This window comes from Streptomyces sp. NPDC029296, assembly GCF_055569255.1.
This window is the reverse complement of sequence record NZ_JBVHXT010000006.1, coordinates 236,615-251,890: the sequence shown is the minus strand read 5'-3', so window position 1 is coordinate 251,890 and position 15,276 is coordinate 236,615. Positions and strand designations below refer to the sequence as shown.

Genomic DNA, 15,276 nt, shown 5'->3' with positions numbered 1-15,276 from the left:
TGGACCCACACGGGCGGGTTGTTCGGGAGACCACCCAAAAGAACACCCCATTTTTTGGGTCCCCCGTTACCCGAGGGGAAGGTCCTTCTTTGTGGGGGGGGGGGGGGGGGGGGGGGGGCCGCCCCCCCCCCCCTTCCCGGTGCGCTCAGTTACCGCTGCGCGGGCCCGGCAGCAGGCCCACCGCGCCGGCCGGGGCGCGGCGGCTCTGGAGCGGGACCCCGCCGTCGCGGTGCTCGTGGAGCAGGGCGGGGGCGGGACCGCTCACCGGGTTCGGGCCGGGCAGGCCCGCGGGGGCGCCCTGCGGGCCGGTCACCGGCACCGCCGGCTCCGGCTCGCCCGGCTTGTCGCCCTGCGGCCGGCGGGCCCGGTAGGCGGCCCGGTAGGCGGCGGGGGAGGAGCCGAGCTGGCGGCGGAAGTGGCCGCGCAGGGCCACCGGGGAGCGGAAGCCGCAGCGGCCCGCCACCTCGTCCACCGAGTAGTCCGACGTCTCCAGCAGCCGCTGCGCCTGGAGCACCCGCTGCGTGATCAGCCACTGCAGCGGCGCGCTCCCGGTGAGCGAGCGGAACCGGCGGTCGAACGTGCGGCGGCTCATATAGGCGCGTGCCGCCAGCGTCTCCACGTCGAACTGCTCGTGGAGGTGTTCCAGCGCCCAGGCGACGACCTCGGCGAGCGGGTCGGCGCCGATCTCCTCGGGTAAAGACCGGTCGAGGTAGCGCTCCTGCCCGCCCGACCGGCGCGGCGGGACCACCAGGCGCCGGGCGAGCGCGCCGGCCGCCTCGTTGCCGTGGTCCGTCCGCACGATGTGGAGACAGAGGTCGATCCCGGCCGCCGTGCCCGCCGACGTCAGCACGTCGCCGTCGTCGACGAACAGCTCCCGCGGATCGACGTGCACCGACGGATAGCGCTTGGCCAGCGTCGGCGCGTACATCCAGTGGGTGGTCGCCGGGCGGCCGTCCAGCAGTCCGGCCGCCGCGAGCACGAAGGCACCGGTGCACAGCCCGACGATGCGGGCGCCCTCCTCGTGTGCCCGGCGCAGCGCGTCGAGCGCTTCCTCCGGCGGCGGCGAGGTGATCGACCGCCAGGCCGGTACGACGACCGTCCCGGCGCGGGAGATCGCCTCCAGCCCATGCGGCGCCGTGAGTTCCAGGCCCCCCGTGGTCCGCAGGGGGCCCTCCTCGCCCGCGCACACCAACAGGCGGTAGCGCGGTACGCCGGCGTCCTGGCGGTCGATGCCGAACACCGACAGCGGAATGGAACTCTCGAAGATGGGGCCGCCGCTGAACAGCAGCACCGCGACGATCTCCTTACGGCGACGCCCGGACAGTTTCCGGGCTGCGGCATCCTGTGCGGCAGTGGAGTCGTGGCTCATACTGCTAAGCCCCCCTCGGTGGTCGCGGCTCCTCGGTTGTGTCGCTCCTGCACGTTTCCCCTCGGTCCTGCACGAGTCCCCCGCCGTAAAGACAGTCAAGATCGAATTTACTGGCTCCCGCGATCACGCGGTGACCAAGTTCGACACGCCGGACATTGTCGACATGACAACTTGGCGTGAAGCATTCGATCACGAAGCGTTGCACTCACGAGGCGTGCAGGGAAGTGCGCCTTGTCGCAGTGGCCAAACCGCATAGGGTGCACGCCGGCCTGCGGACCCTTTCCTTGCAGGTGGAACGGGGATTGGAGGGTGGGTCGGAGCCCTCTTGGCCGATAACCAGAAGTTGGCTGAAAAGCAGCGTCCCGAGGCGCGAAAACAGGTCAGTCGACCGGTGTCTGGCCCCGCGTGTGGCGCCCGCCCCTTTGCGTGGCGCAACGCGCGGCACACCGCTCGGACCGGCGCAGCAGCACCCGGCAGACGGCCGTGACGGCGGTGAGGCCGAGGGCCGTGCCGGCGGCGCCGGCCAGCGAGGTGCCGTACCAGAGCAGGACGACCGGTACGAGCACGCAGCTGAAGGCCGCCCACCGGATCAGCTCGCCGACTGCGTCCGGCGCGGGGTGGGGGGCGCTGCTGGATCGGGGACCGGGCATCTCGTACTCCCTGTGGCGGTGGCTCACCCGGGTTCAACGCGCGTTCGACCGGCCGGTCACCGACGGTACACCTGTGAACGCCGTGCAAACCGCCTGTACGGGACAGCAACCATTGCGTTACGGGCGAGGCTCGTGCATGCTCCGGTGAACCCCTACGGATGTCGGGGGACCGCTCACGGAGCGTGCGCGGGATCTGGGCTCAGGAGGAGTGCCGCCGTACCCTTGGGGGTATGGGCTTGGGAAGATGTTTCCCGGACACAGCTCCGCCGCACACTGTCGTCGCTTCCCATAAAGGATCACAACGCCGAGACAGCCATGGCCGGTCACGAATTCTTCGAACCCGCGGACCGCAAGCGGCCGGTCGCCGACCCCACGGCGGCCGATCCCCTGGCGGCGGACGCGTCGCGTCCCTCCTGCGATCCCGCCTTCCGACACGGAGTCGTCGTCGGCTTCGACGGCTCCACCTCGAGTGAGCGCGCCCTCGCCTACGCGATCGGCATGGCCCACCGCTCCCACTCCGGCCTGATCATCGTGCACGTCGCCAACCGGCTGCCCACGACCGTGTGGGCCGGCTGCGAACCGCCCGTCTTCGTCGACGTGCCGGACCACCGCACCGAGGTCCTGGGGCTCGAACTGGCCTGCGCGGACTATCTGGCCGAGGTGCCCTGGATCCTGGTCGAGCGGGGCGGGGACATCTGCCACGAACTCGAAGAGGTGGGGCGGGAGTACGAGGCCGACGCGATCGTCGTCGGCTCCACCCACGGCCTCGTCGGCCGGATCTTCGGCTCCGTCGCCGGACGGCTCGCCAAGCGGGCACGGCGGCCCGTGATCGTCATCCCCTAGGGCACCCCGCGCCCTCTCAACTCCCTTGGCGCACAAGCGGCCTACTGGCGCGTAGCAGGTGTCCGTGCCCTGGTGGAGGGCATATACCGGGCATCGCACCACCGCACCTGCACGAAGGGAGCCCGCCGTGGACAACGACGTCTCCGCGGGAAACGTGAGCACCGCCGTGGCCGGCCGGCTGGCCCTCGCCCTCACCCTCTTGGCGTTCGGGCTCGGCACCACCGGGGTCATCCACGGCGTGGGCGCCTCCGACACCGCGACCGTGGCCCACTACGTGGGCGGGGTGACCCTCTTCCTCGTCGGCCTGCTGGCCCTGCACGACGGCGCCGCCGCCTCGGGCGCGGGGTATGTCGCCCTGGGCGCCCTGTGGTTCGCCTGGGCCGTGTCGGACCGCGGACCGGCCAACGCGGCCGGGCTCTTCCTGGTGCTGTTCGCCCTGGTCGCCCTCACCCTGACCCTCACCGGGCGGGACGGCCTCGGCCGGCTGCTGTACGGCCTGCTGTTCCTGGCCATGCTGGTGCTGGCCGTCGCGGCCTTCGCCGGCAGCCCCTTCCTCGCGAGGGCCGGGGGATGGGTGGCCGTCGCCTCGGGGGCGGTGGCCTGGTACGCGGCGACGGCGGCGCTCGCGCACTGGCCGACGGTGGTGTCCCGGCGTGCCGCGGGCCGGCGGGTGACGGCCACCGGCTGACAGCGAGCGGCATGAGAAGGACCCCCGCGTGGAGGTGGCACACGCGGGGGTCCGTTCTGCTCTCGCGCCTACTCGACCGTGACCGACTTGGCGAGGTTCCTCGGCTTGTCGATGTCCCGGCCGAGCGCCTTCGCCGTGTGGTAGGCGAGGAGCTGGAGGGGGATGCCCATCAGGATCGGGTCCAGTTCGTCCTCGTTCTTCGGGACGATGATCGTCTGGTCCGCCTTCTCCTGGTGCTGGTGGGCCACCGCGAGGATCTTGCCCTCGCGGGCCTTGATCTCCTCCAGGGCCGCGCGGTTCTTCTCCAGCAGGTCGTCGTCGGGGACGATCGCGACCGTGGGCAGGGCCGGCTCGATGAGGGCCAGCGGGCCGTGCTTCAGCTCGGAGGCGGGATAGGCCTCGGCGTGGATGTAGGAGACCTCCTTGAGCTTCAGGGACGCCTCGCGGGCCACCGGGTAGCCCCGGACGCGGCCGATGAAGAGCATCGAGCGGGCCTCGGCGTAGCTCTGAGCCAGCCGCTTGATCTCCTCCTCCTGCTTGAGGATCTCGGAGATCTGCTGCGGCAGCTTGCGCAGGCCCTCGATGATCCGCTTGCCGTCGCGCACCGAGAGGTCGCGGGTGCGGCCCAGGTGCAGCGCCAGCAGGGCGAAGGCCACCGTGGTGTTGGTGAAGCACTTGGTGGAGACGACGCAGACCTCGGGGCCCGCGTGGACGTAGACGCCGCCGTCGGCCTCGCGGGCGATCGCCGAGCCGACCACGTTGACCACGCCGAGGACCCGCGCGCCCTTGCGCTTCAGCTCCTGCACGGCGGCCAGGACGTCGTACGTCTCACCGGACTGGGAGACCGCGATGTACAGGGTGTCGGGGTCCACGACCGGGTTGCGGTAGCGGAATTCGGAGGCGGGCTCGGCGTCGGCGGGGATGCGGGCCAGCTCCTCGATCATCTGGGCGCCGATCATGCCCGCGTGGTACGAGGTGCCGCAGCCGAGGATCTTCACCCGGCGGATCCGCCGGGCCTCGCGGGCGTCCAGGTTGAGGCCGCCGAGGTGCACGGTGGAGAACCGGTCGTCGATGCGGCCGCGCAGCACGCGGTCCACGGCGTCGGCCTGCTCGGAGATCTCCTTGTGCATGTAGGTGTCGTGGCCGCCCATGTCGTACGACTCGGCCTCCCACTCCACCGTGGTGGGCTCCGCGGTGGTGCGCGTGCCCTCGGTGGTGTAGGTGCGGAAGTCGTCGGCCTTGAGGGTGGCCATCTCGCCGTCGTCGAGGGTCACTATCTGGCGGGTGTGGGTGACCAGCGCGGCGATGTCGGAGGCGACGAACATCTCCTTCTCGCCGATGCCGAGGACGACCGGGGAGCCGTTGCGGGCCACCACGATCCGGTCCGGGAAGTCGGCGTGCAGGACGGCGATGCCGTAGGTGCCCTCGACCAGCCGGACCGCCTGGCGGACCTTGTCCTCCAGATTCTCGGCCGTCGAACGGGCGATCAGATGGGTGAGGACCTCGGTGTCGGTCTCGGAGAGGAACTCGACCCCGTCCGCCTCCAGCTTGCGGCGCAGGTCGGCGGCGTTGTCGATGATGCCGTTGTGGACGACGGCCACCTTCTGGTCGGCCGACATGTGCGGGTGGGCGTTCACGTCGGAGGGGACGCCGTGGGTGGCCCAGCGGGTGTGGGCGATGCCGGTGGTGCCCTTGAAGCGCGCCGGGACCCTGGCCTCCAGGTCGCGCACCCGGCCCTTGGCCTTGACCATCTTCAGGCCGGGCGCCTTCGGGGAGGTGACGACGATGCCCGCGGAGTCGTAGCCGCGGTACTCCAGGCGCTGGAGGCCCTCCAGGAGGAGGGGGGCGACGTCACGCTTCCCGATGTAACCGACAATTCCGCACATATAGAGAGGTATCCCTTGGGTGTCGCTGGTCCGGGCCGGAGGGGGCCGGGCTGTCCTGGGCGGGCCGCGGTCTCGGTCAGCCGTAGACCATGCGGCGCAGCTGCCTGAGCGTCAGCTCCGGCGGCGCCACCGCCCGGTATTTCAGGTCCGCCTCGATCCGCTGGAAGATCTCCGCGTTCAGCAGGCCCTGCGCCTGGAGTTCGCGGTGGCGGCGACGGACGTACTCCTGGGTCGTCTCGTCGAAGTAGGCGAGCACGTCCTGGACCACGCGCAGTGCCTCGCCCCGGCTCAGGGGCGTGGACCGCGTCAGATGATCTACGAGTTCGTCGTGCACCCGGTAGATCCTGGGGTACCGGCGCCGGTTTCGCAAGAATCGTGCCCGATTCCGGGCAGGGGGCTGTTGAAACTCTTATGGCGCCCTGTTCGCCCGCCGTCCACCCGGAGTCCCGCATCCCGTTGCCCGAGCCGACCAGTTTCAGACGTCATGGACATTCCTCGTATGGGCGTTCCCGAGAAGCTGGCCGAGCGCATGAGCATGGCCGAACAGCACGAGTACCTGCGCGCCAGATTCTCGCGGCGCACCATGATCAGGGGCGGCGCGGTCACCCTCGGCGCCGTCACCGGTGGCGCGTTCGTGCCGGGTGCCACCGCCCGGGCCGCCGTGCCCACCCGGCACGCCGCCCCCGCCGCCCCGGTCGACGGCGCCCGTGTCGCCCCCTTCGGCCGCCACCTGGCCTGGGGCAACGACCCGCGCACCGAGGTCACCGTCTCCTGGCAGGTCCCGGTCGCCGTCAAGAAGCCCTTCATCCGGATCGGCGCCCACCCCTGGGACCTGTCCCGCACGATGGAGGCCGAGGTCCGCACCCTGTACACCCCGGCCGGGGTCGGCGCGAGCGGCGACCACACCCAGTACTACCTGCACGCCAGGCTCACCCACCTGCGCCCGGGCCGCACCTACTACTACGGCGTCGGCCACCAGGGCTTCGACCCGGCCGAGCCGCACCTGCTGGGCACCGTGGGCACCTTCACCACCGCCCCCGCCCACAAGGCGCCCTTCACCTTCACCGCCTTCGGCGACGAGGGCGTCGGCTACCACGGCCTGGCCAACAACAGCCTCCTGCTCGGCCAGAACCCCGCCTTCCACCTGCACGCCGGCGACATCGCCTACGCCGACCCGTCCGGCGCGGGCAAGACCGCCGACACCGGCTTCGACGCACGCACCTGGGACTCCTTCCTCGCCCAGACCGAGACCGTCGCCAAGCAGGTCCCGTGGATGCCGGCGTACGGCAACCACGACATGGAGGCCTGGTACTCGCCCAACGGCTACGGCGGCGAGGACGCCCGCTGGACCCTGCCGGACAACGGCCCCGACCGGAAGAACCTCCCCGGCGTCTACTCCTTCGTCTACGGCAACACCGCCGTCATCTCGCTCGACGCCAACGACATCTCCTTCGAGATCCCGGCGAACCTGGGCATCTCCGGCGGAACCCAGACGACATGGCTGGAAGGGCAGCTGAAGAAGTTCCGCGCCGCCAAGGACGTGGACTTCGTCGTCGTCTTCTTCCACCACTGCGCCTACTGCACCTCCACCGCCCACGCCTCCGAGGGCGGAGTGCGCGAGGAGTGGGTGCCGCTGTTCGAGAAGTACACCGTGGACCTGGTCATCAACGGCCACAACCACCAGTACGAGCGCACCGACGTGATCAAGGACGGCCGGGTCGCCAAGGAGCTGCCCATCGGCGGCACCGCCTACCCCGAGACCGACGGCGTGGTCTACGTCACCGCCGGCGCCGCCGGCCGCAGCCTGTACGCCTTCTCCGCCCCCGACACCTACGAGGGCCACGAGCACGGGACCGACTCCGTGGCGTCGTTCGTCAACACCAAGGACGGCAAGGTCCACGAGACCGTCGGCTGGTCCCGGGTGCGCTACCTGAACTACTCCTTCCTGCGCGTGGACGTCAGCCCCGCGCCGAAGGGCCGCCAGGCCACGCTGAAGGTGTCGGGCATCGCCGAGACCGGCGACCGCGTCGACCACTTCACCGTGTCCCGCACCGCCAAGTAGCCCCCGCGGCGCGGGCGGTCCTCACAGACGCCTGAGGACCGCCTGCTTGGCCAGGGCGAACTCCTCGTCCGTGAGCACCCCGTCACGGTGCAGCTCGCCCAGCTCCCGCAGCCGGCGCAGCAGCGTGTCGTGGTCGTCCCCGCCCGGCTCCCCGGTCCGCTGCGCCGGGATCCGCCCCGCGTCCGCCCGCGCGGCCGAGGGATGCGGCAGCCGGGCCTGCACCGCCGCCGCCACCAGAGCCATCAGCGGATCCTTCCGGAACCCCCACAGCTCGACGGCGTTCGGGTCGAACTTGGGCGGGGCGCCGACCGGGACGCCGCGCACCAGGAACCGCAGGTGCCCGTTCTCCAGGCCGGCCGCCGGCTGCCACTCCACACCGGTCAGGTCGGCCAGGGCGATCGTGCGCGGACCGGCCGACGCCTTGGACTCCTCCGTCTTCCAGTTCCACTCCAGCCGCACCCGCTCCCCGTCGAAGCCCGCCGTGCCGTCCCCGGCCGAGGCGGACACCGGCAGCGACGGCCCCGGCAGCAGGTACGCGTCCACCGGGCCGGCCGGGACCCCCTCCAGCAGCAGGGCGGTGCGCACCTCGTCGGCGACGTACTCGGCCACGCCGTACCGGTCGGGCTCCACGGCCAGCTGGTAGGGGTCGTGCGACTCGGCCAGCCGGCCGGCGGTGGCCTGCAGGAGGGGGTCGGCGCCGTCGCGCAGCCGCAGCCTGAGCCGCCCCGACCTCCGGCCCTGCTCGAAGGAGACACCGGCCAACGCGCCCAGCGGCACCACGAGTTCGCCCAGCTCACGGCGGAGCGGGCTCACCCCCTTGTCCCGGCCCGGAGTGATGCGCAGCGCGCCGCCGTCGAAGGCCCAAGTGCCGTCCTTCTGGATGATGTCCGCCATATAGGAATTGTTTCACCCGTTCTGCGGGACAGTCAGGGTAGACCCCGTTCGACGGTCACCTCCCCCCACCGATGGGAGCGCATGTGAGACCGAACCACGGCACGACTCCCCGGATCCTCCCCCACCTCCTCGCCACCCTCCTGCTCGCGACGGCCGGCGTCGTCGCCCTCGACGCCCCCGGGGCCCGGGCCGCCACCCAGGCCCCGCCCACCCCACTGGACCGCGTCGTCCCCGCACCCGCCTCGGTCACCCCGGGCGGCACGCCGTACCGCATCACCCGCGCCACCCGCGTCCGCGTCGACGGCCCCGCCGAGGCCCGCCGCGTCGGCGCCTACCTCGCCGGCATCCTGCGCCGCTCCACCGGCTACCCGCTGCCGCTCACCGCCCACGGCAGCGGCGGCATCCGACTCCGCCTAAACAAGGGCGACTTCGGCGCCGAGGGCTACCGGCTGCACAGCGCCGCCGGCGGGGTGACCCTCACCGCGCGCACCCCCGCCGGGCTCTTCCACGGCGTCCAGACCCTGCGCCAGCTCCTCCCGCCGGCCGTCGAGCGGAAGACCGCGCAGCGCGGCCCCTGGCGGATCGCCGGCGGCACCGTCCAGGACCGCCCCCGCTACGCCTACCGGGGCGCCATGCTCGACGTCTCCCGCCACTTCTTCACCGTCGCCCAGGTCAAGCGCTACATCGACCAACTGGCCCTCTACAAGGTCAACGAACTGCACCTGCACCTCAGCGACGACCAGGGCTGGCGCATCGCCGTCGACTCCTGGCCGCGCCTGGCCACCCACGGCGGCGCCACCCAGGTCGGCGGCGGCCCGGGCGGCTACTACACCAAGGCCGACTACCGGGAGATCGTCCGCCACGCCGCCTCCCGCTACCTGGAGGTCGTCCCCGAGATCGACATGCCCGGCCACACCAACGCGGCCCTCTCCTCCTACGCCGGGCTCAACTGCGACGGCGTGGCACCCCCGCCCTACACCGGCACCGCGGTCGGCTTCAGCTCGCTGTGCGTGTCCAAGAAGGTCACCTACGACTTCGTGGACGACGTGATCCGCGAGCTGGCCGCCCTCACCCCCGGCCGCTACCTGCACATCGGCGGCGACGAGGCCCACTCCACCAGCCACCCCGACTACGTCGCCTTCATGGACCGGGTGCAGCCGGTCGTCGCCCGCTACGGCAAGACGGTCATCGGCTGGCACCAGCTCACCGGCGCCCGCCCCGCCCGGGGCGCCCTCGCCCAGTACTGGGGCCGCGACCGCACCGGCGCCGCCGAGAAGGAACAGGTCGCCGAGGCCGCCCGCAACGGCACCGGCCTCATCCTGTCCCCGGCCGACCACATCTACCTCGACATGAAGTACACCGCCGCCAGCCGCATCGGCCTCACCTGGGCGGGCCTGGTGGAGGTACGGCGCTCCTACGAGTGGAATCCGGGCGCCTATCTCGCCGGGGTGCCCGACGCGGCCGTCCGGGGCATCGAGGCACCCCTGTGGACGGAGACCGTGCGCGACTCCGCCGACATCGAGTACCTGGCCTTCCCCCGGCTCGCCGGAGCGGCCGAGCTGGGCTGGTCCCCGGCCGCCCGCCTGGGCTGGGACGGCTACCGGGTACGGCTGGCCGCGCAGGGCCCGCGCTGGGACGCCCTCGGCATCCGCTACTACCGCTCGCCGCAGGTCCCCTGGCCGGCGCGCTGACCGGAGGTGACAACGCGACGGGCACCCCGGAAGGACCGTGCTTGCGGGGTGCCCGTCCGTCCGCGGGGCCGTCAGAACGCGGCGAGGGGGTTCTTCAGGGTGCCGACCAGCTGGAGCGCGCCGGACGGGTCGGCGAGGTCCACCATCTGCCGGTTGTCGCGCAGCTGGAGCCGGTTGAGGCAGGACAGCGCGAACTCCGGGGCGAACACGTCGTACTGGCGGAACCGGTCGGCCAGCTGCGGATTGGCCTGCTGGTACTCGCGGGTGACCTCGGCGACCGTGCGCCAGAAGCCGTCCTCCTCCAGGATGCCCTCGGCGGCGAGCTGCGCGGCGAGGAAGCGGAAGAAGCAGTCGAAGACGTCCGTGAAGATCGACAGCAGCTTCTTGTCCTCGGGGACCTCCACGCGGATGCGCCGCACCTGTGGCGGCAGCGCCGCGTCCGGGTCCATGACGGCGATCTCCTCGGCGATGTCCTTGTAGATCGCCCGCCGCACCGCCCCGTCGCGCAGCACCAGGATCGTGTTCTCGCCGTGCGGCATGAACACCAGGTCATAGGCGTAGAAGCTGTGCAGCAGCGGGGTGTAGTAGGCCCGCAGATACCGCCGCAGCCACTCCACCGGGGCCAGGCCCGACCGCTCGATCAGCGCGCCCGCGAAGGAGGCGCCCTCGTGGTCGACGTGCAGCAGCGAGGCCATCGTCGCCAGGGACTCGCCCTCCTCCAGCGACGGCACCGGGCTCTCCCGCCACAGCGCGGCCAGCATCTTGCGGTACGGCGAGTAGCGGTCGGTGGCCCGCTCGTACTCCAGGTGCCGGTAGCCGACCGCGGCCCGCTCCCGGATGATCGACAGACCGCTCGCCCTCAGCACCGGGTCGCCCTCGATCAGCCGGGCCAGCCAGTCGTTGATCGCCGGCGTCGCCTCCATGTAGGCGGCCGACAGACCGCGCATGAAGCCCATGTTGAGGACCGACAGGGCCGTCTTCACGTAGTGCTTGTGCGGGGCGCTGGTGTTGAAGAAGGTACGGATCGACTGCTGGGCCAGGTACTCGTCGTCGCCCTCGCCGAGCAGGACCAGCAGGTCGCGGGCCACCTCGGCGGCGAAGGTGACGCTGAGCTTGTTCCACCACTGCCAGGGGTGGACCGGTAGGAACAGGTAGTCGGCGGGATCCAGGCCGCGGCCGGCGAGGCGGGCCCGGAACCGCTCCACCGTCTCCTCGCCCAGCTCCTCGCGCAGGAACGACTCGTACTCGATCCCCACCCCGGCCGTGAACGCGGCCCGCGAGCGGTGCGCCGCCAGCCACACCAGCCGGACGGGGCTCGCCGTCTCCGGGGCGTACGACAGGTACTCGTGGACGCCGAAGCCCAGCCGGCCGTTGTTCGCGACGAAGCACGGATGGCCCTCGGTCATCCCGGTCTCGATCGCCTGGAACCCGGCGCGCGTCAGCTCGGCCGAGGTCACCCGCGGCTTGGTGAGCTTGTAGCAGGTGCCCGACAGGGTGGAGGAGATCTCCTCCAGGTACACCGGCAGGATCTCGTCGCTCAGGCCGAGGGACTCCTTCAGCTCGATGAAGAAGTCCAGCGCGGCGAGTTCGAGTTCGCCGCCGTCGCGGTGCCGGGTGATCGAGTCCGCGTCGATCTGCCAGTGGTCCAGGGCCCGCCGCACGGCACGGAACCGGTAGGCGGTCAGCCCGTCGTCGCTGCGCACCACGTACCGGCCGCCGTCCTCCTCGGGCGTGATCAGCCGCTCGTGCGCGAACTCGGCGAGCGCCTTGCGCACCAGCAGCCGGTTGGCCTTGGCCCACCGCTCGGGGGACAGATGGGCCACGGCATCGGCGAGGGTCATGCGGTCACCGCCTTCTCGAACTGCTCACGGGTGCAGAAGCTCAGCAGCGCCCGCTTCTCCGGCTTGTCGATCTCCCGCTCGGGCACGAACCCGACGGCCGCGTTCAGGGCGTGCACCGCCGTGTTGCGCACATCCGGCTCCACCACGACGCGCTCCACCGCCGGGTCCTCGAACAGGTGTGCCATCACGGCGGTGATCACCGCCCGGGTGAACCCGTGCTCCGGCCGGTCCGTGGCCGGGGTCAGGAAGTGCATCCCGGCATCCCCCGGCCGGGCCTCGTACAGCCCCACCAGCTCCCGGTGCGCGGGGTCGTACCTCTCCATCAGGAACGCCGGCTCACCGCCGCGCACCCCGAACAGCGCGTGGTGGTGCTCGTCCGCCGCGATCTCCATATAGGCCCGCTCGACGTCCTGGAGCCGCGCGTCCTGCATCATCCAGAACGCCGCCTTGGGATGCGTGACCCAGGAGTGCAGCAACTCCGCGTCCTTCAGGGGGTCGACGGGACGGAACGTGAAGGTCATACGGCGAACTCCTGGAAGGCGATGGACTTCTCGACCGGGTAGTACTCGGTGCCGAGGAGTTCCCGGATGATGTACGCGTTGCGGTACGCGCCCATGCCCAGGTCGGGGCTGGTGATGCTGTGGGTGTGGACGCCGGCGTTCTGCAGGAAGACGCCGCGGCCGGTGACGTCGACGGCGTAGTTGCGGGCCACGTCGAAGCGGCCGTGGCCGTCGAAGCGGAGGCGGTCGCGGACGGGTTCGAGGAAGGCCGGCGGGGTGTAGTGGTAGCCGGTGGCCAGGACCAGGCCCTCGGTCTCGATCTCGAAGTCCTTGTCCTGCTCGTCCTGGTGGAAGCCGAGGGTGTAGCTGCCGTCCGCGTACGTCGCCGTGCGCAGCGTGGAGTTGGTCAGCAGCCGGGTGGGCACTCCGCGGTCGCCGCTGACGACGTTCTTCTGGTACAGCAGGTCGAAGATGGAGTCGATCAGGTCCGAGTTGATGCCCTTGAACAGGCCCTTCTGCTGCTTCTCCAGCCGGTAGCGGGTCTCCTCGGGCAGCGACCGGAAGTAGTCGATGTAGTCCGGGGAGGTCATCTCCAGGGTCAGCTTGGTGTACTCCAGCGGGAAGAACCGCGGGGAGCGGGTGACCCAGTTGAGCCGGTAGCCGTGGGCGTCGATCTCCGAGAGCAGCTCGTAGTAGATCTCGGCCGCGCTCTGGCCGCTGCCGACGACGGTGATGGACTTCTTCTCCAGCAGCTCCGCCTTGCGGTGCATGTACTGGGAGGTGTGCAGGAAGTCCCCGCCGAGGTCCCGGCACGCCTCGGGGACGAAGGGGGCGGTGCCGGTGCCGAGCACCAGGTGCCGGGCGCGGTAGGCGTCCCCGGCCTCGGTGCGCACGGAGTACAGCCCGTCGTCGTAGGTCACCTCGGTGACCGTGGCGCCGAAGCGGACGCAGCTCAGCTTCCCGGCGGCCCAGCGGCAGTAGTCGTCGTACTCGACGCGCAGCGGGTAGAAGTTCTCGCGGATGTAGAACGAGTACAGTCTGCCCTTCTCCTTCAGGTAGTTCAGGAAGGAGTACGGCGAGGTGGGGTCGGCCAGGGTGACCAGGTCGGACATGAACGGGGTCTGGAGGTGGGCGCCGTCCAGGAACATCCCGGCGTGCCACTCGAAGTCGGGCTTGGACTCCAGGAAGACGCCGTCCAGCCCGGCGATGGGCTCGGTGAGGCAGGCGAGGCCGAGGTTGAAGGGGCCGAGCCCGATCCCCACGAAGTCGTAGGTCTTGGTCGGACTGTCAGGACGCGCGGTCAAGGGACTCTCCCAGGTACTGCTCGGCATGGCCGGCGATCAGATCGAGGACGGCGGCGATGTCGGCCGTCCGGGTCTCGGGGTTGAGCAGGGTGAACTTCAGGTAGTGGCGGCCGGCCACTTTGGTGCCCGCGACGACGGCGTCACCGGAGGCGAACAGGGCCTTGCGGGCGTAGAGGTTGGCCCGGTCGATCTCGGCCGGGTCGGTGACCGCGGCCGGGACGTAGCGGAAGACCAGCGTGGACAGGGAGGGTTCGACCACGACGTCGTAGCGCGGGTCGGCGTCGAGCAGCTTCCAGCCCTCCCGGGCCAGGTCGCAGACCTCGTCGAAGAGCTGCCCGATGCCGTCGGCGCCCATCGTGCGCAGGGTCGTCCACAGCTTGAGCGCGTCGAAGCGGCGGGTGGTCTGGAGGGACTTGTCCACCTGGTTGGGGATACGTTCCTGCACCGCCCGGCGGGGGTTGAGGTACTCGGCGTGGTAGGTGGCGTGCCGCAGGGTGGCCGCGTCCCGGACCAGCAGGGCGGAGGAACTGACCGGCTGGAAGAAGGACTTGTGGTAGTCGACGGTGACGGAGTCGGCGTGCTCGATGCCCTGGAGGCGGTCCCGGTACTTCAGGGAGGCGAGCAGTCCGCAGCCGTAGGCGGCGTCGACGTGCATCCACACGCCGTACTGGGCGCACAGCTCGGCGATCTCCGGCAGCGGGTCGATGGAGCCGAAGTCGGTGGTGCCGGCGGTGGCGACGACGGCCATCGGGACCAGGCCGTCGCGTGCGCAGCGCTCCAGCTCGTGGGCGAGGGCGACCGTCTGCATGCGCTTGTCGTGGTCGACGGGGACGGACACGACGGCGTCCGGGCCGAGGCCGAGCAGTTTCGCGGACTTCTTGACGCTGAAGTGGCTGACCTCGGAGGCGAAGACGCGCAGTTTGGCGAGCGAGGCCCCCTCTTCCCACCCCGCCCGCCCCGGCTTGGCCTCCTCGCGGGCCAGCAGCAGCGCCTGGAGGTTGGACTGGGTGCCGCCGGAGGTGAAGACGCCGTCGGCGGCCGGGCCGAGGCCGATGCGGGCGGTCGTCCAGTCGACGAGTTTGCGCTCGATGAGGGTGCCGCCGGCCGACTGGTCCCAGGTGTCCAGCGAGGAGTTGACGGCGGAGAGCACGGCCTCGGCGAGCACCGCCGGGATGACGACCGGGCAGTTGAGGTGGGCGAGGTAGCGGGGGTGGTGGAAGTAGATCGCGTCCCGCAGGTACACGTCCTCCAGCTCGTCCAGGACGGCGGTGGTGTCGCCCAGCGGACGGTCGAGGTCGATCGCGTCGATGGCGGGGGAGAGGGCGTCCACGGTGACCCCGGTGAACGGACGGTCGGTGGTGGCGAGTTTGGCCGCCACCCGCTCGACTCCTTCGGTCACGGAGCGGCGGTAATGCTCCGCCGTGAGGCCATTGAGCAGGTGCGAGCGCATGTGGGGGTCCTCCGAGGGGACGGTCCGTGCGGGATGATCTTAGGTTAGCCTAACCTAAGTTTCTCGGATGGAGGTGTGCCTCCCCCAAGGCCTGAACA

13 protein-coding genes are annotated in these 15,276 nt (G+C 71.1%); 4 read left to right on the top strand and 9 right to left on the bottom strand.

Annotated elements, in window-relative coordinates; all coding sequences use genetic code 11:
- Positions 1 to 145: 145 nt before the first annotated feature.
- Together ACZ4W9_RS07870 and ACZ4W9_RS07865 are read right to left on the bottom strand one after the other, a co-directional pair.
- On the bottom strand, positions 146 to 1,369 hold the full coding sequence (locus ACZ4W9_RS07870) for a helix-turn-helix domain-containing protein (RefSeq protein ID WP_467933942.1): 1,224 nt from the start codon (positions 1,367 to 1,369) through the stop codon (positions 146 to 148).
- A gap of 380 nt (positions 1,370 to 1,749) precedes the next feature.
- Positions 1,750 to 2,019 carry a hypothetical protein gene (locus tag ACZ4W9_RS07865; RefSeq protein WP_467933941.1) on the bottom strand — a complete coding sequence of 90 codons (270 nt, stop codon included), beginning with the start codon at positions 2,017 to 2,019 and terminating at the stop codon, positions 1,750 to 1,752.
- Between the two features lie 315 nt (positions 2,020 to 2,334).
- Between ACZ4W9_RS07865 and ACZ4W9_RS07860 the strand changes: the two genes are divergently transcribed.
- Complete coding sequence (locus tag ACZ4W9_RS07860) at positions 2,335 to 2,862, top strand: universal stress protein (protein ID WP_318203393.1); 528 nt, start codon at positions 2,335 to 2,337, stop codon at positions 2,860 to 2,862.
- 127 nt (positions 2,863 to 2,989) lie between these two features.
- Positions 2,990 to 3,550 (top strand): hypothetical protein, encoded by a 561-nt coding sequence (locus ACZ4W9_RS07855; RefSeq protein ID WP_467933939.1) that lies wholly within the window; start codon positions 2,990 to 2,992, stop codon positions 3,548 to 3,550.
- A gap of 68 nt (positions 3,551 to 3,618) precedes the next feature.
- Here the strand turns inward: ACZ4W9_RS07855 and glmS are convergent, their stop codons facing one another.
- Together glmS and ACZ4W9_RS07845 are read right to left on the bottom strand one after the other, a co-directional pair.
- Positions 3,619 to 5,436, bottom strand: a complete 1,818-nt coding sequence (glmS, locus tag ACZ4W9_RS07850) for a glutamine--fructose-6-phosphate transaminase (isomerizing) (RefSeq protein ID WP_467933938.1) — start codon at positions 5,434 to 5,436, stop codon at positions 3,619 to 3,621.
- Positions 5,437 to 5,512: 76 nt separating this feature from the next.
- Positions 5,513 to 5,770, bottom strand: a complete 258-nt coding sequence (locus ACZ4W9_RS07845; protein ID WP_359044690.1) for a hypothetical protein — start codon at positions 5,768 to 5,770, stop codon at positions 5,513 to 5,515.
- 165 nt (positions 5,771 to 5,935) lie between these two features.
- Here ACZ4W9_RS07845 and ACZ4W9_RS07840 point away from each other — a divergent pair, with 165 nt between their 5' ends.
- Complete coding sequence (locus ACZ4W9_RS07840) at positions 5,936 to 7,498, top strand: purple acid phosphatase family protein (protein ID WP_467933937.1); 1,563 nt, start codon at positions 5,936 to 5,938, stop codon at positions 7,496 to 7,498.
- A gap of 21 nt (positions 7,499 to 7,519) precedes the next feature.
- On the opposite strand, the gene ACZ4W9_RS07835 is transcribed toward ACZ4W9_RS07840, so the two are convergent.
- Positions 7,520 to 8,392 (bottom strand): DUF4429 domain-containing protein, encoded by an 873-nt coding sequence (locus ACZ4W9_RS07835; protein WP_467933935.1) that lies wholly within the window; start codon positions 8,390 to 8,392, stop codon positions 7,520 to 7,522.
- An 83-nt stretch (positions 8,393 to 8,475) separates the two neighbouring features.
- On the opposite strand from ACZ4W9_RS07835, the gene ACZ4W9_RS07830 reads away from it, so the two are divergent.
- Positions 8,476 to 10,083 (top strand): beta-N-acetylhexosaminidase, encoded by a 1,608-nt coding sequence (locus ACZ4W9_RS07830; RefSeq protein ID WP_467933934.1) that lies wholly within the window; start codon positions 8,476 to 8,478, stop codon positions 10,081 to 10,083.
- A gap of 71 nt (positions 10,084 to 10,154) precedes the next feature.
- On the opposite strand, the gene ACZ4W9_RS07825 is transcribed toward ACZ4W9_RS07830, so the two are convergent.
- Genes ACZ4W9_RS07825 through desA form a run of 4 tightly spaced genes read right to left on the bottom strand, consistent with a single transcriptional unit; the run spans position 10,155 to position 15,178 of the window.
- Positions 10,155 to 11,924 carry an IucA/IucC family protein gene (locus ACZ4W9_RS07825; protein ID WP_467933933.1) on the bottom strand — a complete coding sequence of 590 codons (1,770 nt, stop codon included), beginning with the start codon at positions 11,922 to 11,924 and terminating at the stop codon, positions 10,155 to 10,157.
- Positions 11,921 to 12,445 carry a GNAT family N-acetyltransferase gene (locus tag ACZ4W9_RS07820; protein WP_467933931.1) on the bottom strand — a complete coding sequence of 175 codons (525 nt, stop codon included), beginning with the start codon at positions 12,443 to 12,445 and terminating at the stop codon, positions 11,921 to 11,923. The genes ACZ4W9_RS07825 and ACZ4W9_RS07820 overlap by 4 nt, the downstream gene beginning before the upstream one ends.
- Positions 12,442 to 13,728 carry a lysine N(6)-hydroxylase/L-ornithine N(5)-oxygenase family protein gene (locus tag ACZ4W9_RS07815; protein WP_467933930.1) on the bottom strand — a complete coding sequence of 429 codons (1,287 nt, stop codon included), beginning with the start codon at positions 13,726 to 13,728 and terminating at the stop codon, positions 12,442 to 12,444. The genes ACZ4W9_RS07820 and ACZ4W9_RS07815 overlap by 4 nt, the downstream gene beginning before the upstream one ends.
- Complete coding sequence (gene desA / locus ACZ4W9_RS07810) at positions 13,712 to 15,178, bottom strand: lysine decarboxylase DesA (RefSeq protein ID WP_467933929.1); 1,467 nt, start codon at positions 15,176 to 15,178, stop codon at positions 13,712 to 13,714. The genes ACZ4W9_RS07815 and desA overlap by 17 nt, the downstream gene beginning before the upstream one ends.
- Positions 15,179 to 15,276: the final 98 nt, after the last annotated feature.

Excerpts from the sequence above, each read along its gene's own strand:
- ACZ4W9_RS07870 (WP_467933942.1), bottom strand. The coding sequence starts at position 1,369 with ATGAGCCACGACTCCACTGCCGCACAGGATGCCGCAGCCCGGAAACTG.
- ACZ4W9_RS07865 (WP_467933941.1), bottom strand. The coding sequence starts at position 2,019 with ATGCCCGGTCCCCGATCCAGCAGCGCCCCCCACCCCGCGCCGGACGCA.
- ACZ4W9_RS07860 (WP_318203393.1), top strand. The coding sequence starts at position 2,335 with ATGGCCGGTCACGAATTCTTCGAACCCGCGGACCGCAAGCGGCCGGTC.
- glmS (WP_467933938.1), bottom strand. The coding sequence starts at position 5,436 with ATGTGCGGAATTGTCGGTTACATCGGGAAGCGTGACGTCGCCCCCCTC.
- ACZ4W9_RS07840 (WP_467933937.1), top strand. The coding sequence starts at position 5,936 with ATGGGCGTTCCCGAGAAGCTGGCCGAGCGCATGAGCATGGCCGAACAG.
- ACZ4W9_RS07835 (WP_467933935.1), bottom strand. The coding sequence starts at position 8,392 with ATGGCGGACATCATCCAGAAGGACGGCACTTGGGCCTTCGACGGCGGC.
- ACZ4W9_RS07825 (WP_467933933.1), bottom strand. The coding sequence starts at position 11,924 with ATGACCCTCGCCGATGCCGTGGCCCATCTGTCCCCCGAGCGGTGGGCC.
- ACZ4W9_RS07820 (WP_467933931.1), bottom strand. The coding sequence starts at position 12,445 with ATGACCTTCACGTTCCGTCCCGTCGACCCCCTGAAGGACGCGGAGTTG.
- desA (WP_467933929.1), bottom strand. The coding sequence starts at position 15,178 with ATGCGCTCGCACCTGCTCAATGGCCTCACGGCGGAGCATTACCGCCGC.